Source organism: Paenibacillus polymyxa, assembly GCF_018614975.1.
GTDB lineage: Bacteria > Bacillota > Bacilli > Paenibacillales > Paenibacillaceae > Paenibacillus > Paenibacillus polymyxa_E.
The window spans coordinates 289791-306342 of sequence record NZ_JAGGNR010000011.1 but is presented as its reverse complement, the minus strand read 5'-3'; the positions used below and the strand labels follow the sequence as shown (position 1 = coordinate 306342).

The 16552-nt window shown below is 45.7% G+C and carries 19 protein-coding genes; 1 reads left to right on the top strand and 18 read right to left on the bottom strand.

The window, feature by feature from the left end:
* Position 1: 1 nt before the first annotated feature.
* From dapB to J7E78_RS10005, 3 genes are all read right to left on the bottom strand, one after another.
* Positions 2 to 805 carry a 4-hydroxy-tetrahydrodipicolinate reductase gene (gene dapB, locus J7E78_RS10015; protein WP_017687734.1) on the bottom strand — a complete coding sequence of 268 codons (804 nt, stop codon included), beginning with the start codon at positions 803 to 805 and terminating at the stop codon, positions 2 to 4.
* Between the two features lie 80 nt (positions 806 to 885).
* Positions 886 to 1410 (bottom strand): tetratricopeptide repeat protein, encoded by a 525-nt coding sequence (locus tag J7E78_RS10010; protein ID WP_251034933.1) that lies wholly within the window; start codon positions 1408 to 1410, stop codon positions 886 to 888.
* Positions 1411 to 1460: 50 nt separating this feature from the next.
* Positions 1461 to 1790: a nucleotide pyrophosphohydrolase gene (locus tag J7E78_RS10005; RefSeq protein WP_215076020.1), complete on the bottom strand. Its 330-nt coding sequence runs from the start codon at positions 1788 to 1790 to the stop codon at positions 1461 to 1463.
* Between the two features lie 172 nt (positions 1791 to 1962).
* Between J7E78_RS10005 and J7E78_RS10000 the strand changes: the two genes are divergently transcribed.
* Positions 1963 to 2832 carry a YitT family protein gene (locus J7E78_RS10000; RefSeq protein WP_215076019.1) on the top strand — a complete coding sequence of 290 codons (870 nt, stop codon included), beginning with the start codon at positions 1963 to 1965 and terminating at the stop codon, positions 2830 to 2832.
* Between the two features lie 114 nt (positions 2833 to 2946).
* Here the strand turns inward: J7E78_RS10000 and J7E78_RS09995 are convergent, their stop codons facing one another.
* The 15 genes from J7E78_RS09995 to hisC all read right to left on the bottom strand — a co-directional run bounded on the left by J7E78_RS09995 (position 2947) and on the right by hisC (position 16466).
* Complete coding sequence (locus tag J7E78_RS09995) at positions 2947 to 3816, bottom strand: sporulation protein YpjB (RefSeq protein WP_215076018.1); 870 nt, start codon at positions 3814 to 3816, stop codon at positions 2947 to 2949.
* Positions 3817 to 3909: 93 nt separating this feature from the next.
* The gene (locus tag J7E78_RS09990; protein ID WP_215076017.1) at positions 3910 to 5655 is read right to left on the bottom strand and encodes a cellulase family glycosylhydrolase; all 1746 of its coding nucleotides are present in this window, start codon (positions 5653 to 5655) and stop codon (positions 3910 to 3912) included.
* A gap of 240 nt (positions 5656 to 5895) precedes the next feature.
* Positions 5896 to 6522 carry a DUF1405 domain-containing protein gene (locus J7E78_RS09985; protein WP_215076016.1) on the bottom strand — a complete coding sequence of 209 codons (627 nt, stop codon included), beginning with the start codon at positions 6520 to 6522 and terminating at the stop codon, positions 5896 to 5898.
* Positions 6523 to 6633: 111 nt separating this feature from the next.
* Positions 6634 to 7518 carry a menaquinol-cytochrome c reductase cytochrome b/c subunit gene (locus J7E78_RS09980; RefSeq protein ID WP_215076015.1) on the bottom strand — a complete coding sequence of 295 codons (885 nt, stop codon included), beginning with the start codon at positions 7516 to 7518 and terminating at the stop codon, positions 6634 to 6636.
* A gap of 22 nt (positions 7519 to 7540) precedes the next feature.
* Positions 7541 to 8212 (bottom strand): menaquinol-cytochrome c reductase cytochrome b subunit, encoded by a 672-nt coding sequence (qcrB, locus tag J7E78_RS09975; protein WP_017687726.1) that lies wholly within the window; start codon positions 8210 to 8212, stop codon positions 7541 to 7543.
* A 15-nt stretch (positions 8213 to 8227) separates the two neighbouring features.
* On the bottom strand, positions 8228 to 8770 hold the full coding sequence (locus J7E78_RS09970; RefSeq protein ID WP_017687725.1) for a QcrA and Rieske domain-containing protein: 543 nt from the start codon (positions 8768 to 8770) through the stop codon (positions 8228 to 8230).
* Between the two features lie 192 nt (positions 8771 to 8962).
* Positions 8963 to 9385, bottom strand: a complete 423-nt coding sequence (locus J7E78_RS09965) for a DUF2487 family protein (RefSeq protein ID WP_215076014.1) — start codon at positions 9383 to 9385, stop codon at positions 8963 to 8965.
* 151 nt (positions 9386 to 9536) lie between these two features.
* A complete protein-coding gene (locus tag J7E78_RS09960; protein WP_017687723.1) occupies positions 9537 to 9716 on the bottom strand; it encodes an IDEAL domain-containing protein in 180 nt (59 codons plus the stop codon).
* A 23-nt stretch (positions 9717 to 9739) separates the two neighbouring features.
* Positions 9740 to 10246 (bottom strand): gamma carbonic anhydrase family protein, encoded by a 507-nt coding sequence (locus tag J7E78_RS09955; protein ID WP_215076013.1) that lies wholly within the window; start codon positions 10244 to 10246, stop codon positions 9740 to 9742.
* A gap of 44 nt (positions 10247 to 10290) precedes the next feature.
* Positions 10291 to 11409, bottom strand: a complete 1119-nt coding sequence (locus tag J7E78_RS09950; RefSeq protein ID WP_215076012.1) for a hypothetical protein — start codon at positions 11407 to 11409, stop codon at positions 10291 to 10293.
* Positions 11410 to 11687: 278 nt separating this feature from the next.
* Complete coding sequence (locus J7E78_RS09945; protein ID WP_215076011.1) at positions 11688 to 12287, bottom strand: histidine phosphatase family protein; 600 nt, start codon at positions 12285 to 12287, stop codon at positions 11688 to 11690.
* A 43-nt stretch (positions 12288 to 12330) separates the two neighbouring features.
* Positions 12331 to 12966: an anti-sigma factor family protein gene (locus tag J7E78_RS09940; RefSeq protein ID WP_215076010.1), complete on the bottom strand. Its 636-nt coding sequence runs from the start codon at positions 12964 to 12966 to the stop codon at positions 12331 to 12333.
* The gene (locus J7E78_RS09935) at positions 12963 to 13556 is read right to left on the bottom strand and encodes an RNA polymerase sigma factor (RefSeq protein WP_215076009.1); all 594 of its coding nucleotides are present in this window, start codon (positions 13554 to 13556) and stop codon (positions 12963 to 12965) included. The genes J7E78_RS09940 and J7E78_RS09935 overlap by 4 nt, the downstream gene beginning before the upstream one ends.
* Positions 13557 to 14244: 688 nt before the next feature.
* Positions 14245 to 15339 (bottom strand): prephenate dehydrogenase, encoded by a 1095-nt coding sequence (locus tag J7E78_RS09930; protein ID WP_215076008.1) that lies wholly within the window; start codon positions 15337 to 15339, stop codon positions 14245 to 14247.
* A gap of 26 nt (positions 15340 to 15365) precedes the next feature.
* Positions 15366 to 16466, bottom strand: coding sequence for a histidinol-phosphate transaminase (hisC, locus tag J7E78_RS09925; protein ID WP_215076007.1), 1101 nt, complete (start codon positions 16464 to 16466; stop codon positions 15366 to 15368).
* Positions 16467 to 16552: the final 86 nt, after the last annotated feature.

The window sequence follows — 16552 nt, the reverse complement described above, 5'->3', positions numbered from 1 at the left end:
TTTAGTCAATAAAGTGGTCAAATCCGTAGATCATTCCTGTATATTCCATAACCTTCTGCACACCAATCTTAACACCAGGCATATAACCTGCGCGCTCGTAGGAGTCATGGCGAATTTTGAGTGACTGTCCATAGTCTCCGAAAACAACTTCCTGCTGCGCGAATACACCAGGCAATCGTACACTGTGAATTCGGAAGCCGTTGTAATAACCGCCGCGTGAGCCTTCAATGGTTTCTTCCTCATTTGGATTACCCTGACGAAGTTCTTCCCGATTGGCAGCAATCAGTTCGGCAGTTTTGATCGCTGTTCCGGAAGGAGCATCCAGCTTCTGGTCCCCGTGATATTCGATAATCTCCACATTCGGCATATGTTTGGCAGCCTGTGCTGCGAATCGCATCATCAGAATGGCACCGATCGAGAAGTTAGGGGCAATAAGCCCTCCAATTCCTTTGTCCTGACATTGCTTGTCCAACTGTTCAATTTGCTCCGGCGTAAAGCCGGTAACACCCATGACAGGTCTGACTCCATGACGGATCGCGATCTCGGTATGTGTAAAAGCATATTGCGGCACTGTAAAATCCACCATAACCTGAGGTTTTGTTTCGGCAAAAGCCATTTCGATATCATCAGTCACCAGCACCCCACACTCCGGCAAACCAACAAGGGTTCCTGCATCCGTGCCTGCTCCGGAGCGGTTGACAGCCGCTGCAAGCTCCAATTCCGGGTCCTGAAGTACCAATTTCACAACTTCACGGCCCATACGGCCAGCCGCTCCGATCACGGCAACTCTGATTACTTCACTCATATTGACTGCATCTCCTCGCTATGTTAGATCATATCGTTGAATCCATATCAACTCGAAAGAAATCTTTGCAAAATGAATTCTTATTGAATGGATTTCATACGTTGCTTGATTTCCTGTAACATCTGATGCAGTTGCCCATTCTGCGGGTCCAGCAAAATTGCCTCACGCAGCGCCTGAATTGCATAGTTAAATTCATTCAAATCACTGTAAGCCAGCGCAAGCATAACATGAGCTTCCACTGAAAGCGGATCAAGTTTGACCGCTTCTTGCAGAAGCGTAGACGCTTGCACATAGCGCTCCTGTGTTGCAATACCTGTCTGCTCCAACAGCAACTTCGCTCTGGAGGTCAATTGTTTTGCTTCCAACGTCTGCAGATGTAAAATATACTCTTCTGTTCCTGGCGACAATCCAACTGCCTTACGCGCATATTCAAGCGCTGGAACCAGATGCTTGCTGCGCGCGTGTGTAATGGAACAGCGATAATATAACTCCGCATGTTTTGGATGAGCGTGAATGGCTGACTCAAACCAACGAATCGCCTGCTCAAAATCATTTTGCAATATACAGCGGTAAGCCTGCTGCATGTATTCTTCCGGTTTCATCATTAAGCTGACCCTCCCCGATCGGGTGATGGTACAGCATATGTAATCTATGCCTAATCGGTGTTTTTGGGAGTCCACCGATTGGCATCGCGGGTGTTAAATTTATGCAAGACTTTATCGTGCGCCTCAGCCAGATCAATTCCCAGTGAGTTCGCAAAACAAATCGTGATAAATAAAATATCTCCAAGCTCAAGTTCAATGGAATTGGCTGCTTCGGAAGACTTCTTCGGCTTCTCGCCGAACTCATGATTCACTTCCCTGGCAAGCTCCCCAACCTCTTCAGACATCCGGGCCAACATAGCCAGAGGACTGAAATACCCCTCCTTGAACTGGGAGATATATTGATCAACCTCACGCTGCATTTCTGCGATGCTTTTCTCCATGAGAACGGATTCTCCTTTTGAAATGATGTCGTATTTGTCCCTAATAATATCAGTTATTTAGATTCACTTCCACCATCATCAGCGACAAATCATTTTTAAAGAATCAATAAACAGGTATACTAGATGAGAATGATAACTTCTTCATTCTAAATTTACTACAGCGAGGGATCTTATGAGCACTTCCAAAACCTGGGTTCAAGTTAAACTGGTTCTGCCCATCCTGCTGGGTACAGCCTTATATGCCTTTGGGCTCCTCTATTTCATTATCCCCAACCAGCTTATGGAAGGCGGCCTCACCGGGGTTACGGTGCTGATCAATTACGCTTTTGGCATCTCACCTTCACTTACAACCTTGATTCTGAATGTTCCCCTCTTTTTGATCGGGCTCAAAATCTTGGGCGGCAGACAGATGATCTATACGGGTATTGGAATCGGGGCACTGACCGTTTTTCTATGGTTGTTTGAGAAGTTGATTCATCTGGGCTGGATTGAACCATTACATACCGAGAATGACTTACTGTTAGCAGCACTATATGCAGGTGTCACCCTTGGAGCCGGTCTTGGCATCGTATTTCGTTGGGGTGGAACGACGGGCGGTTCAGACATCATTGCTCGTATTCTCAACCGCAAGTATGGGTGGAGTATGGGACGAGTATTACTGGGCATCGACTTCATCATTATCGGGCTCTCTCTCATCTACATCCCCAAAGAAAAAATCCTGTATACGCTCGTAGCTGTATTCATCGCCTCCAAAGTCATCGACTTTATTCAGGAAGGTGCATATTCTGCCCGGGCATTTATGATCATTAGTGACCATGCACCCGAGATTGCGGACCAGATCACACGGGATATGGATCGTGGTGTTACCCTTATTCCAGCCATTGGAGCGTACTCTAAACAGGCCAAACACATGGCCTACTGCGTGATCTCCAGGCAAGAGTTCAGACGACTGCAGACCATTGTACGTTCCATTGACCCCAGAGCTTTTGTCATCATCAGCGATGTTCACGATGTACATGGAGAAGGTTTCAAAGAAAGTTAATGCACTATACAGAAACTACAAGAAAACCTCTTTTCACATGAAGAGCCGTTACCGGGGCTGTTCATGCTGGAAAGAGGTCTTTTTTTTATATACCACGATCAACTTCATATCCAACTAGCGCCGAAAAGGAAAAATCCCCTGCTGCTGCGCACGATATTTACGATATCCGGCGTAACTTAACGTCGCCACAATAACCGAACTAATGAGCAGCCCGGCTGCCCTGCGATCAGGACCCTGTACAAACGGTACAAAGGCACTCTCGTCTTTCTCGCGACCAAATAACTGGTTCACCAGCTCCTCCCCATGGCCTACCATACTCTTTAACTGAGCCAGATCAGGCTGCTTGGCTGTGGTAAGCCCTTTGGTATGAGATAACCAGGCGTCCATCTGGGCGATCTCATACGGTTCACGGCGAATCAGTGCGGCAGGACGAATCGTCTCATAATGCTCCTCCAGAATGGCGTAGCGGTTTGCCAGTACAGCCGCAGTTTGCCCTTGATTTGTAGCAGCGGATAAAGCGTCCAGATCGTTTTTCACGATTTTATAATACTGCAACCATAAAGGCTTGGTTGGATTCGCGAGACTATCTGCTGCAAGTCTGAGTTTGGCAGAGGACTGCTGAAGAGAAGCATCGTCATTTTTCACCTTCACAACGGCTTGTTTCACTTCAACTATGGTTTCGGACAAGGCGTGAATGCCCTCAACTGTTGTTTGTCCCTCAAAGGAGATATGCTCCAGACTTTTACTGATACGCAAAATGCTTCCACGCACTTCTTCAATATTATTCTCGAGCGCCTGACGATACAATACGGCTGCTTCCTCATTAAGTTGTGCAATTGAATTGCTCGTGGACACTTGCTCATCTGAATTCGAATTCAATGCTTCACTTTGCGCGGATACACGATATGCTAAATTCGTCCAAAGCAGCAGAGCCATGAACGATACCACCAGTAAGCCCGTTTTGATCCCAAACGTTCTCTTCATGGACATCCCTCCCACCACCAATGTATGGCGAGGGACAGTTCGTTAGAACAAGCAGAGGACGATTCCTTACCTACTCGACTTGTGACCCTTCATCTAGAAAACGATACCTAAACCTGTTACATTATTTCCGATTTTTTGAATGGAATAGTTCATACTCTGCCCATCGTAAAATTCGATCCTGACCTTCATTCTGCCATCCGCAACCAAGCCGTCAAATGCATCTTTCAAGAGGGTGAATGTTCCATCCGTATAGTCAGCTGTAAAATCACTGCCAAACTTCATATATGGAAACCAGGCATTGCCGCCAATTCGGTTACCAGATTCATCGAGAAGTGAGGCACGTCTTACGTTGGTCCCGTTATATTGGACCGGAATGACGATTCCCTCTGTTATTGTGCCTGCTGTCGTTCCAAACACAGGTGTTGAATGTTTGATAATAAGCTGATGCCATTCTGCGCCTTTTGAGAATTCAAAAACCATATCAGCAATGGTGCCGTTTGAAGCCTGATTGAATTTCTCGTTTATAAATTCTTTAGAGATCGTAAGTGTTGAGGTAGCTTTATCAAATGAGTAATATTTTTTGGGGACTTCTTTAATGTGCTTAAAGCTATTTCCATTCAGAGTAAGCGGAATTTGAATATCGTTTGCAGCTTGCTGATTCACATAGATTTCATTCAAACCTGTGGAATAGGAAGAACGCTGTTTCATATTGGCTACTTGAATGGTAGTTCCATATTCATCATGCCAGTCAAAAGGTGGAACTCGCCAAAACGCACCTGGCCATATCATTGAGCTAACTCCATATTGGGATGCCTTGTAGTTCAGATATTCAAGATATTTCCGTTTTTCACCTGACTGCATTTTCGCCGCGCCATCATCAGGGGATAACCAGCCATATTCACCAATGACAACTCCAATCCCCTTGGAAATTAAGGCATGATTTAATGTGTTAAACATCTGGTCTATATTACTTCTTGGCGTATCTTGAATTCCATCGTAAAGCTTTTCATCAAAGCCCGTTCTCCCCAAGTTGCCGCTGAAGACCCAGTCGCTATAAAAATGCACAGTGGCGATTAAGTTTGGATCGTTCAGCCCCGTGATAAAATGATAGGCTGCATCGGCTTTATCCATATCTGCGCTCGTAGAATACGTTGGAATAACAATCATTCTTGTTGCATTATTTCCACCAGAGCTGCGGATAACATCATATGCAGCCTGATTGATCATATCCAATTTATCCTGTTTGGTGACGGTTCCGGTATCATTTTCGAAATAAGGTTCATTCATGGTCTCAAACATGACCCGCTCAGGTTCATTCTTAAAATGATTAGCAAGCTGCGTCCAGAGATCTACATATCTGATATATTCCTCTGACGCCTTATTTCCATCCCAATTGGAAAGCCATGTCCAGGAATCATGATGAAGGTTGATCATCACATACAGGTCTGCATCAACGGCCCAATCAACCACTTGCTCATATTTGGCCAACCATTCGGAATGGATTACATAGTGTCCATCTGCACCAAGTGTATACCTTGTATAGGCAGTCATTGGAATCCGAATACTATCAAAGCCTTTTGCTTTCGCTGATAATATTAATTCTTGGGTTACTTTTGGTTGCCCCCAGGAGGTTTCGTCAGACAGGGAGAGATCGTCGGTTCTAAAACTGTCATAGGTGTTGAATACGTTCCAGCCTTTACCCATTTTCTGCACATATGCCTGAGATGGAGTTTGTGGAGTGGCATTGGCTTGAGAATTCCCATCATCAACTTGATATGAAATTGATAACGCTATCAAAAATACAGTTAATAGTTTTACTATTCTTGTTCTTTTCGTCATACATGTCACCATCCCTCTCCGGATTATCTGACAAAGCAGATCACTCGTCACCTCTTTCAATATTGAGTAATTATGGAAAATAATTAAAAAAATCCAGTTTCAATTTTATTATAAGGTGCAGAACGGAGATATCCTTGATTTTCAAGCCATGAACTAGCACAATATGGACACAAAAAAAGCCGCTAAAATAGCGACTTTTCATGAGACGTGTTATTCTCTCTCCAAAGTATGAGGTCAAGATCAGGTACGTCTTGCCTGTCTTAAGGCCAGCCACGCGCACAGAATGCTCACCAGTGTCAGTCCGAATGTGAAATTACGCACACCATCTACATGATCATAGAGAGAAGCGGGTAACCAAGGGTAAATATCATATGTATAATCCATCGTATCGTTCCACAGCGTCCAGAGACCTGCAACGACAAGGGCAGCCCAACGGAAGCCGAAAAAACGTACATAAATAAGAGCTTCAATTGCCATCGCACTATGCGAAGCAATCAACATCCAGTCTTGCCAGTGCTGTGTACCGCCTTGCATCCAGCCAGCGAAAATAATGGCTACGGCCCACACGCCATATTTCACAGATGTGACCACGGCAAGCGCCTGAATCACATGTCCGATCCGTTTGATAATGATGGACCGTGGTGGGTACAAGACCCATAGCAACGCTAAAGTAAAAAACAAACTCGCTGTTGGGCTATCCGGCACAAATACGATCTGCCACACCGGCTGCTCAGCCAGCGTCAATTTCATTTGCTCTCCGTACCAGATGTATCCGTATACCGTTCCTACCGCATTACACCAAAATAATAGCCACAGGAAATAACGATTGGTTAGAAATTCCCTACTCCAGAAATACGATAAAGCCACATTCCCTGCCCCTTCCTTCTTCACATGTTGTGCACGTTACAGTGCTGACCAAAAAACACTTCAAAAAAACCTGACCGCATAAACGATCAGGTTTCATTGGTTATTTCGATTTTACTGTTCTGCTTTCTGTTTCGCAAGCCATTCGGTCAGATGAGTGATCTCTTCATCCGTAACACCTTGAGCAATAGCATTATTGTACTGAGGCTGCATCTCGTTGTAGCCTTCTTTGATAATGGTCAGAATCTCTTCCTGGCTATGCTTGTCACCCACACCCCGAAGTGAAGGTCCACTTGCGCCCTTCATATCAGCCGCATGACAACCAATACATCCAGCCTTTTTGTACGTTTCCATTGCAGGATCATCCTGTTCCACGATCGCAACTTCTTCTTGCTGTCCGGGTGCGTTGGAAACTGGTGCGAGCCCCTGTTCACGCCTCTCCAGCGCTTCTTCTTCACGTTGAATATGTTCAGGCTTCTGTCCATTTGCTTCCAACTCATGCTCGTAGTGAGTCCACGCTACATTTGTCAGGTAAAATACAGAAATGACCGACAAAATCATCAGTGATGAAGCAATTGGGCGTTTATAGAAACGCCGCTCCTTGCCTGTGTCCAGAAATGGTGCCAGCAGCAAAGCTCCAAAAGCGACTCCGCTGACCCCCAGTACCCCGAGCAAAACGTAATCGCCCGATGCGTATGGATACTTCAAGTACTGATATAGAAAAAGGAAGTACCAGTCCGGCATAGGAATTACGGATGCGCTTGGATTGGCCGGATAGCCCAAAGGTGCAGGTTCTGAGATCGTTAGTACCAGAATCCCCACCAATACAACGACACCAACCATCCATTCTTTCAGCAGGAAGTTGGGAATAAAGGCTTCGGATTTGCCAGGATACGCCGTGTAATCAGGAGGGGTAATAAATCCCGCCCCTTTACGGACCCGTGAATCACCGACAAAGATAACCTTTTCCTCATCATCCTTCTTATGTCCGTGAGCCATTGCGATTCCTCCCTTCTATCGTTTATAGTGGTCCCGAAATGCCCTGTCTGCGGATCATGATAAAGTGTCCGACCAGAAGCACCAGAAGCACAGCGGGGAGGAAGAATACATGCAGGGCAAAGAATCGGGTTAGTGTCTGTGCACCGACAATCGTACCGCCTTGCAGGAATTCTTTGATAATTGGTCCCAGCCAAGGAACCGTATTGGCAATCTCCAGGGTTACTTTTGTTGCAAAATAGGCTTTGTTATCCCATGGCAACAAGTAACCTGTCAGCCCCAGACCTAACATGACGAAAAAGATCAGCATGCCGACAACCCAGTTCATTTCACGCGGTGCCTTGTAAGAGCCTGTAAAGAACACACGCATCGTATGTAAGAACATCATTACGATAACCAGACTGGCTCCCCAGTGGTGCATGCCGCGAACAATTTGGCCGAAGGCTACTTTGGTCTGCAGGTACTCCACACTTGCGTAGGCATTGATAATATCAGGTACATAATACATGGTCAGGAACATGCCTGACAGAATCTGAATAACAGTAATAAAGAACGTCAATCCACCAAAGCAGTACACGAATGCGGAAAAGTGATGAGCCGGATTTACATGCTCTGGAACTTCATGATCCGCAACGTCCCGCCAGATTGGCGTGATGTCAAGACGCTCGTCAATCCAGTCATAGACATTTTTAAACATCTGCGTTCACGCCTCCTAATTCACTCGGGTGTTCGGAACAATGTCGCCCAGATATACCCAACCCTGCTCTTCCTTGACTACGTACTCATCCAGCGGTTTGGGGGCTACGGCAAGATTCTTCCCTTCCTTGTCATAGTGCGCGCCATGGCAGGGGCAATGATACTCGTCAGGGTACTGCTTGTCACTATTCCAGCCTACTGTACATCCCAGATGTTTACAGATAGGTGAGAGTGCATAAATTTTGCCCTGCTCGTCTTTGCGAATCCACGCCACTAACGATGCATTACTCAGATACCATCCATCCTGTTGTTTAAGTTCAAAGGTGAATTCTTGAGGCTCATTCGTAATTTTGCTGATTTCAGCTACTTTGACAGAGGTGCCTTCTCCCTTATGTTGCAAAATCGGGTCCACCGCAAAACGAACCATAGGAAGAATTGCACCGGCGGCCATGTAGGCTGTAGCTCCACCAAGCGTGTACGTCAAAAACTGCCTGCGTGACATCTCCATGCGGCTTGGCAATTTCAATGAAGCTTCGTGGTGGTCATGCTCACTGCTCATACTGTCTCCAACCCCCTTTTTCAGCCAACTCTCTCAAACGTTTTCATTTTCATAAATTCCACGACTTACTAGAACATACATAATCATATAGTAGCCCTAGAACACCGTCAAGAATTTGTCACACATTTTTAAGGTTCAATTGTAAGCGTTATTAAAAAAATGTTGGTAAATTGTCACATTTGTCGTCAAAAACTATTTTTTCCACAACTCTCGTATCTTTTCTCCTACAAATCTCGCAATCCCCTCTTCTCCGACCTCTTGAGTTAACACGGACCGACTCAAAACCAGATCAGCAGATGGAATTTCCACTTCATTTAAATGACCATCTGATGACATAATAACCACATATTTGAATCCTGAAGATTTAAGCTGACCGGACAAGGAATTTAATGTCATTGACAATTCCGAATTAGCATAATGAAAGGCTGGATAAGTCATGATTCTCCCTTTGAAAGGAATTTCGACCAGATCCAGAAAATCTCTCAGCCGCTCCAATGCCTCGGTAGCTTCTACTGGCGACTGCTCACCGCTAAGAGCTGTGTATGGAATAAGGCATGTATCCAGATAGAGTTGCAGTTCAGCCCAGCTGTCTTGAGTCATCTCACTGAATTTCAATTCCCTATATCCCCTCTCTATCCATTTTATTCCCATATTATATATGACCATACCTTATAAATCCAGACATTCATTTCGGAATTACACATATCAAAAAGGAAATACGCATCTGCGCATTCCCTTTTATCTCAGAAAGGATATATTTTGCCCATCAGTTTATGGTCCTCAGTTCATCCGTCAGACTCCGGAAAGCTACTTCGTCTCCGGTAGCTAACGCTTTATCGATTTCCAAATAGAGCTTCTCGCTGCGCTGTTTGCGAAGCGCTTCGTCCCACACCATCTCAGCTGCCAGCCCCAACATGACTTCGTACGTAACTTTCATTTTATCCAATAGGATGCACCTCCAAAACGGATTTAAGAGCTCCTATATTCTTTTCCTTTGGTAACATAACCCAGTGAAGTTCTGGACATCCGCTCCAGATCGGCATCAGTCAGCTCACGTATCACTTTGGCAGGTGTCCCCAAAGCAAGAGTATAGGGCGGAATTTTACTATTCTCAGTAACAACAGAACCGGCTCCAATCAGCGTATATGCGCCAATATCGGCTCCATTCAGCAGAATGGCTCCCATGCCGATTAATGATCCTGTTCCAATACAACAACCATGAATGATCGCTGTATGTCCTACTGAAACATCATCTCCCACAATCAAAGGTTGATCAGTATTGACATGCCCGACAACGTTATCTTGAATATTACAGCGCTTTCCAATGATAATAGGAGCCAAATCAGCCCGCAGGACTGCATTGAACCAGACGGAAGACTCTTCTCCCATTCTCAAATCACCGACCAGTTTTGCACCTTCAGCCATATATACCGAAGGGTGTAACTGAGGTTGTAGACCTTTGTATGGAACTATCATTATTATCACTCCTTAATTTGGGAGTGATTTTAGCAACTTGTCCTTCACTTGTCAAACATAATAGGTGTAATGTCTCCTGAGATGGAGCGACAGGATGCAGCAAGACGTGTGCCCCAGGCTGTCATTTGTATCGTCCGGCCTTCCTCATGTTCCCCAATACGGACCATGCCAAGATGCAACATCATTTTAACAATTCTGTTATCATAGATGGCCTCGGCCGTATCATAATAGAATGGCTGAATGAATGGACCGATCTGACGAAACAGCGACTCGGCGGTTGACCATTCTTGGGCACATTCGCCTGTCCAGTACACAATAGAGGACAGATTGGGAATAGCACCTTTATACAATCTTAACCAAAACCTAAATAGCTGTATCATTTCGGCTGTTTTCTCAGCCCCCAGCCTGTCTTCTCCAGCTGGTGATAACTTCAGCGTGCCTTGCTCCTCACGAACCAGCCGATGGTGAAATGCATAGTCGTAGAGCAGTGCGAAACGATCCGGGTAATCCTTGAAGGAACGGCCATATCCGAATCTCCATCCACCTTTGCCCACCAATTCCTCACTAATGTGCAGATGCTCCATAATTTGCTGTTGAGAGCGACGGTACATCATGCCTTCAGCGTTAAGGGCAATTTCGTGCTGCTGGACAAACTGCAGGAACAACTTGAGATCATCCGCTAAAAGATGATATTCATCCCGATACATGGGTGGTTCCGTTGTTTTGGTAATCCCTGCTCGCAGATGTGTGGATAACACATCCCTGAATCTTAATTTCAGATCCTGGGGTACCTGATACAAATACCTGGTCTGCTGCGTTGTCCCATTGAACAACCATCCACTCTTATTAAAGCGAACGATGAGATCACGTGGACTGGCGCCAGCCTCACTCTCCTTTTTGTCCATCGATTGACGGGCTATGGCAATGAGTTCTTCCATACCATAGTACTGGCGAGGATCAAACAACAAGTTGTTCAAAAAGCGCTGATCTGCTTGATTCAGTTGACGTACCTGCTGCTCAAAAAAGGGTCTGCTGCCCAATGTAGTGAGAATACTCTGGATGAGTTCATGTTTGGAATTGGGCTTGCATTCACATTGGTAATAGTCTGCTATTCGATTAAGCTGGCCAATATCGGCAAAAGTAAGCATATCCGCTAGATTCATGGGTCCATCGCCTCGCCCGTTAACTACTTCGACTGCTGATTCGAAGCCTGAAATAGTTTGGTTTTGTAAACATCGTTGACGGAATTCCCATAATCTAAACCTCTTTTTGGAAATCTTTTATGTTTGAATCAATTTCATAATATCTTTAGTGAATTATGAAATTAATTCGTTAATCATACTATGCCCGAAGTTGGTTAATCAGAAGAAAAATGAGAGGTTTGAAATCATATAAAGTCTTTATTTCCCCATAAAACGCAAAAAAAACAACCCAAGTTAGATTACTCAGGTTGTTTCGCTGTGTCCAAAGACAGATGTCGTGTGCAATTATATAACAGCGGACTCCAGTCATCACGTTCCTTTTCCAGGATCGTCAGTGACAGGTTTCCAATCCGTTCTGTATACCGATCTTTAAACAAGGCTGATAACAGGTTGGCTAAGAAAGCTCCGTGAGTGACAATGAGCACGTTTTGGTCCGGATAGGCAGACCATAGATCTTCCAGAAACGCCAGTGCACGAATCTGGATATCCGCAATCTGCTCCTGTCCCAAGTCCAATGTCTCCCAGGATTTGCCCCAACGGGCAACCCGTTCTTCTGAAGTCAGACCTTCAATCTGACCAAAAGCCCTTTCTTTCAACCGTGCGTCCGGCTCAAGCAAAGGTACATTCAACAGTTTAGAGATAATCTCCCCTGTTTCCTGTGCCCGCGATAATCCACTTGTGATGATATAGTCCCACTGGTATTCTTCCGTCAATAGACGTCTTCCCAGTCGTTCTGCCTGTTCACGACCTTCCACATTCAGAGGTATATCCGTCTGCCCCTGTATACGGCCTGCCGCATTCCAGTCTGTAAGACCGTGACGAATAAGCCCGATTCGCACTTACATCCCTCATTTCTCCACACGGCGAACGAAAGGTTATTACCTATGCACTCGCACCTTGTTTACGTTTATTCGTTGTTCGATGCATACGACCAAGAGAAAATAACGCCATTCCTATTGCAAGTAAAGAGAGGGCCATCCAATACTGCGGATAAGCAGGTCCCATGCTCACAACAAAAGGTTCTATGATACTTCCTCTGTCCGCTCCAGTCATGTTGTACTGATACATTCCAGAGGACGATGGTCCGCTTCCGGCAACCCCTGTCTCCAGGATACCCGTAGCAACAACGTTGGTTTGCTCAGCTTCTGATACGTCTGGCTTAAACATTGCCATATACAGAAAGCTGCATAAAAAAATAGCCAGGAACGCGGCAATCCACAAAGACATATGCTTGCGGATCACAGCAGAGAAACGATTAACCTTTGCCTCTTCCGGCAGTAGCCATGGAGACTCCGCGTAGATCCGGTCCATAACGTTACGGTTCACTCTCTGTGCTTGTTGTTCTGTCACTGGAACCGGAATGCTGTGCAGCAAGATCTGAGCTTCTTCCCAGACCTCAAACTGTTCGGAGCACTCTTCACAACCAGCGAGATGAGCATGAAATGCAATCCGCTGAGGATGAGTTTCCGGCAAGTCCCAGACCAGTGCAAACAGTTCCTGGGCTTCATTGCAATTCATCGGTTCTTCATCCCTTCATATGGCTCGTACACCGGTTCGAAGAAATAAGGTTCCAATTGAGTTTTTACGCTTGATCTTGCTCTGAATAATAACGATTTCACAGAACTGACGCTCTGCCCAAGAATATTCGCAATCTCTTGGTAGTCTAGTTGATCATACTCGCGGAGTATAATCGCAGAACGCTGCTTCTCCGGCAAATTGTTAATCGCATCCCTAACCAGCATCACTCGCTCACTGCGCAATACAGCATACTCTGGCGCATTCTCGGACGGAGCAACAGGTACAAAACCGCTCTCTTCGAGTGGAATATTCCCGCTGCGCTGTTTGCGAAGCTCACTCAATACCGTATTTCTCGCAATGGTATACAACCAGGTTGAGAATGAGGCATCCACCTCGCGGAATGAGTGTAGACTGCGGTACGCTTTATAGAAAGTCTCAGAACAGAGATCTTCCGCAAGCAGCTCCATATTGGAACTTTTCAACATATGATATACGAAAGCCAGTATTTTACGCTGATAACGACTCATCAGCTCGGAATATAACTCCAGGTTACCTTCCTTGATCTCTCGAATCAACTGGGAATCCGTCATTTGAGTGCGACCCCTCCTCGCCCATCCATGTGCTTCTCCCCGTTCGACTCTATCCATGTATTACCGAACAGGCACAAAAAAGTTGCGGTTCTCACCGCATATAAACAGCGTTCAGCGCCATAACTGGCCTTCCCGCCAAATTCCCCTATGTAATGGCAATTTCCCCAACGTTTCTACATTAACAGTATTTATTGTACAACGGTCTGCATCATCCTGGCAAATCCATTGCGATCGCCAGAACCCGACCTGTCATTCATATGCAGTCATTTTCACGTTCATGACTTCATTTTGAGCCTTTTTGGTAGGCCTTGCTTATATAGACGGACGAGATCCCGAAAAGGTTACAAAAATGTGATATTTTTTTGATCTAAGGTATCCCTAAAAAAAGGAGTTATTATCCTGAATTACCGAAAGATATAATTAATTCAAACAAATTCACTTAAAGTGTTGACAAAATGAAAACGTATACATATAATAAGGGTACAGTATGGTTTCTCTCCACTCCTATCCAATAACTGTATTGCTCCACGTGAGCAATGGCCGCTTTTGTAAGCGGTCTTTTTTTTGTCTTTAAAAAGATATCTATATGTTAATATTTATATAAACCCTCTTTGATCTGTGACTGAAAATCAAATAACAACTCCAATATAACCTCACAAAAAAGAGGGCTTTCGCCCTCTTTCTCGTCTTATATCCACACTTGATAGCCTAAGGAATCCAATAACGTCTTCGCTCGTTCCATATCCTCTTCCTGACGGAAAGACAGACGCATAATGCCCGGCACATCCACCCGGTTTTCGATAATCTCCAAGTTGCTCAGGTTGATATCATTCGCCCCAAGCTCAGTTGCGATCTTACCGATCATACCCGGTGCATCCTGTACATCGGTGTACAGATCAAATAACGAGGAAATCATGCCTTTGCGTCGTTCGGGCAATACACTGCGGAACTCACGGGCCTGACGAAATGCTTCTTCTATGCCTTCACCGTTCTTATGCTCCAGCATATCCGTAAAGGCCGTCATCTGGCTATTCCAGTCCTTAAGCAAGCCTAGCAGTACATCACGGTTGCTAAGCAAGATATCTCTCCACACAATCGCATCACTGGACGCAATCCGGGTAATATCCCGGAAACCACCTGCAGCCAGCATTTTATATAGCGGGTTCGACTCATTATATTCACGCACCTGATTCACCAGCGCAACAGCAATGACATGTGGCAGATGACTAATCGCCCCCACGATGTCATCGTGCAGCAGGGGCTCAACACGCACGATCTGTGCCCGCGTATACGCAAGCAGCTCAGACAGCCTGCTGTAGGCTTCCTCAGGTACATATTCTGAAGGAGTTAAGACATAGTATGCATTCTCGAACAACACGGCTGAGGCCGCATCTACGCCTGCACGCTCCGACCCTGCCATAGGATGACCACCAATGAAGTAAGCGTCAGTCAGCCGCACATGCTCGGCACAGGCGGCAATGGAAGCTTTAGTGCTTCCTACGTCCGTGATGATACATCCTTTTTTCAATGGCAGCTTGGAGAGCTTTTCGAAATAGGATTCAAGCAAACCTACGGGAACGCACAAAAAAATAAAGTCGGCATCCTCTACCGCTTCTTCCAGAGAGAGCGTAGCCTCATCCACTACACCGCTCGCTATGTACTTGTCCTTCAGTTCATCCAAGTGGGCGTAACCCATCACGGTTACACCTGGCTTGCCTTTGAAGCAGAGCGCCAGTGAACCGCCAATGAGTCCTACACCGATCATTGCAATTTTTAGTTTCATGGGTCCTCACTCTTTCATCGCCAGTATTAAGGGCGTGCTACCGCCTTCTCAGCCAGCGTGTTCTCCAGTGCCGTGACAAATGCACGGTTCTGTTCTGATGTTCCGACGGACACACGAATGTAAGTTGGATATACGTGAAATCCTGGGCGAACGATAATGCCTTGTTTGAGCAAGGATTGGAACGCAATTGCCGAAGGCATATTCAGATCAACCATAATGAAATTACCCTGTGAAGGGAAATACGACAATCCGAGCCGTGTAAATTCATTTTGCAGGAAATCCCGATCCGTTGCATTCCGCTTCGAGCACTCTTGAACAAAATCCTGATCCAGCAGTGCAGCCGTCGCCGCAACCTGTCCAAAACGGGAGGTGTTAAATGGCTCACGTACTCGGTTAATCAAATCAATAATTTCGGGACGTGCAATACCATACCCGATCCGGAGCGAAGCCAAACCGTAAATTTTGGAGAATGTCCGCAGAATGACCAAGTTCGGATACCGTTCGATCAATGGTACGCTTTGCGGGTATGCTTCATCGGTTACGAATTCATAATAAGCTTCGTCCAGTATGACCATCACATGAGCAGGCACACGGTCCATAAAGGCTGTAAGTTCCTGCTCGGAGATAATCGTACCTGTCGGATTATTTGGATTACACACCCATACTGCTTTGGTCTTGTCGTTAATTTGTGCGAGCATCGCGCTCAGATCATGCGTGCCATCTTTCAGAGGCACTTCGATGGTCACGGCACCCTCAATATCTGCATTGCTTTTATATACAGAAAATGTCTGATCTGCCATGATGGTCTCGTCACCCGGCAAGAAGAAAGCTCTCGTGATCAAAGCAATAATCTCATCGGAACCACAACCAAATATTAAGTTGTTCCGTTCAACGCCAAGATGCTTGGCAAGAACTCCCGTCAGCTCAACCGAGCTACCGTCTGGGTATATGCTTATATTAGTCATTTCTCTCGTAATGGCTTCCAGGGCGGCAGGAGAACTGCCGTACGGGTTTTCGTTGGAGGCCAGCTTGATGACTTGTTCAAGCCCCAGCTCACGTTTCACTTCTTCAATCGGTTTGCCCGGCTGGTACACAGGCAGATTGACAATCTGGGATTTCGGTTTCAACCCGACCGCCTCCTGTTATTGAAATAATGTCAGACACGAATCAGCGTGCACCTCACGTGTCCAAAAGATGTCCTTTCAGGACATCC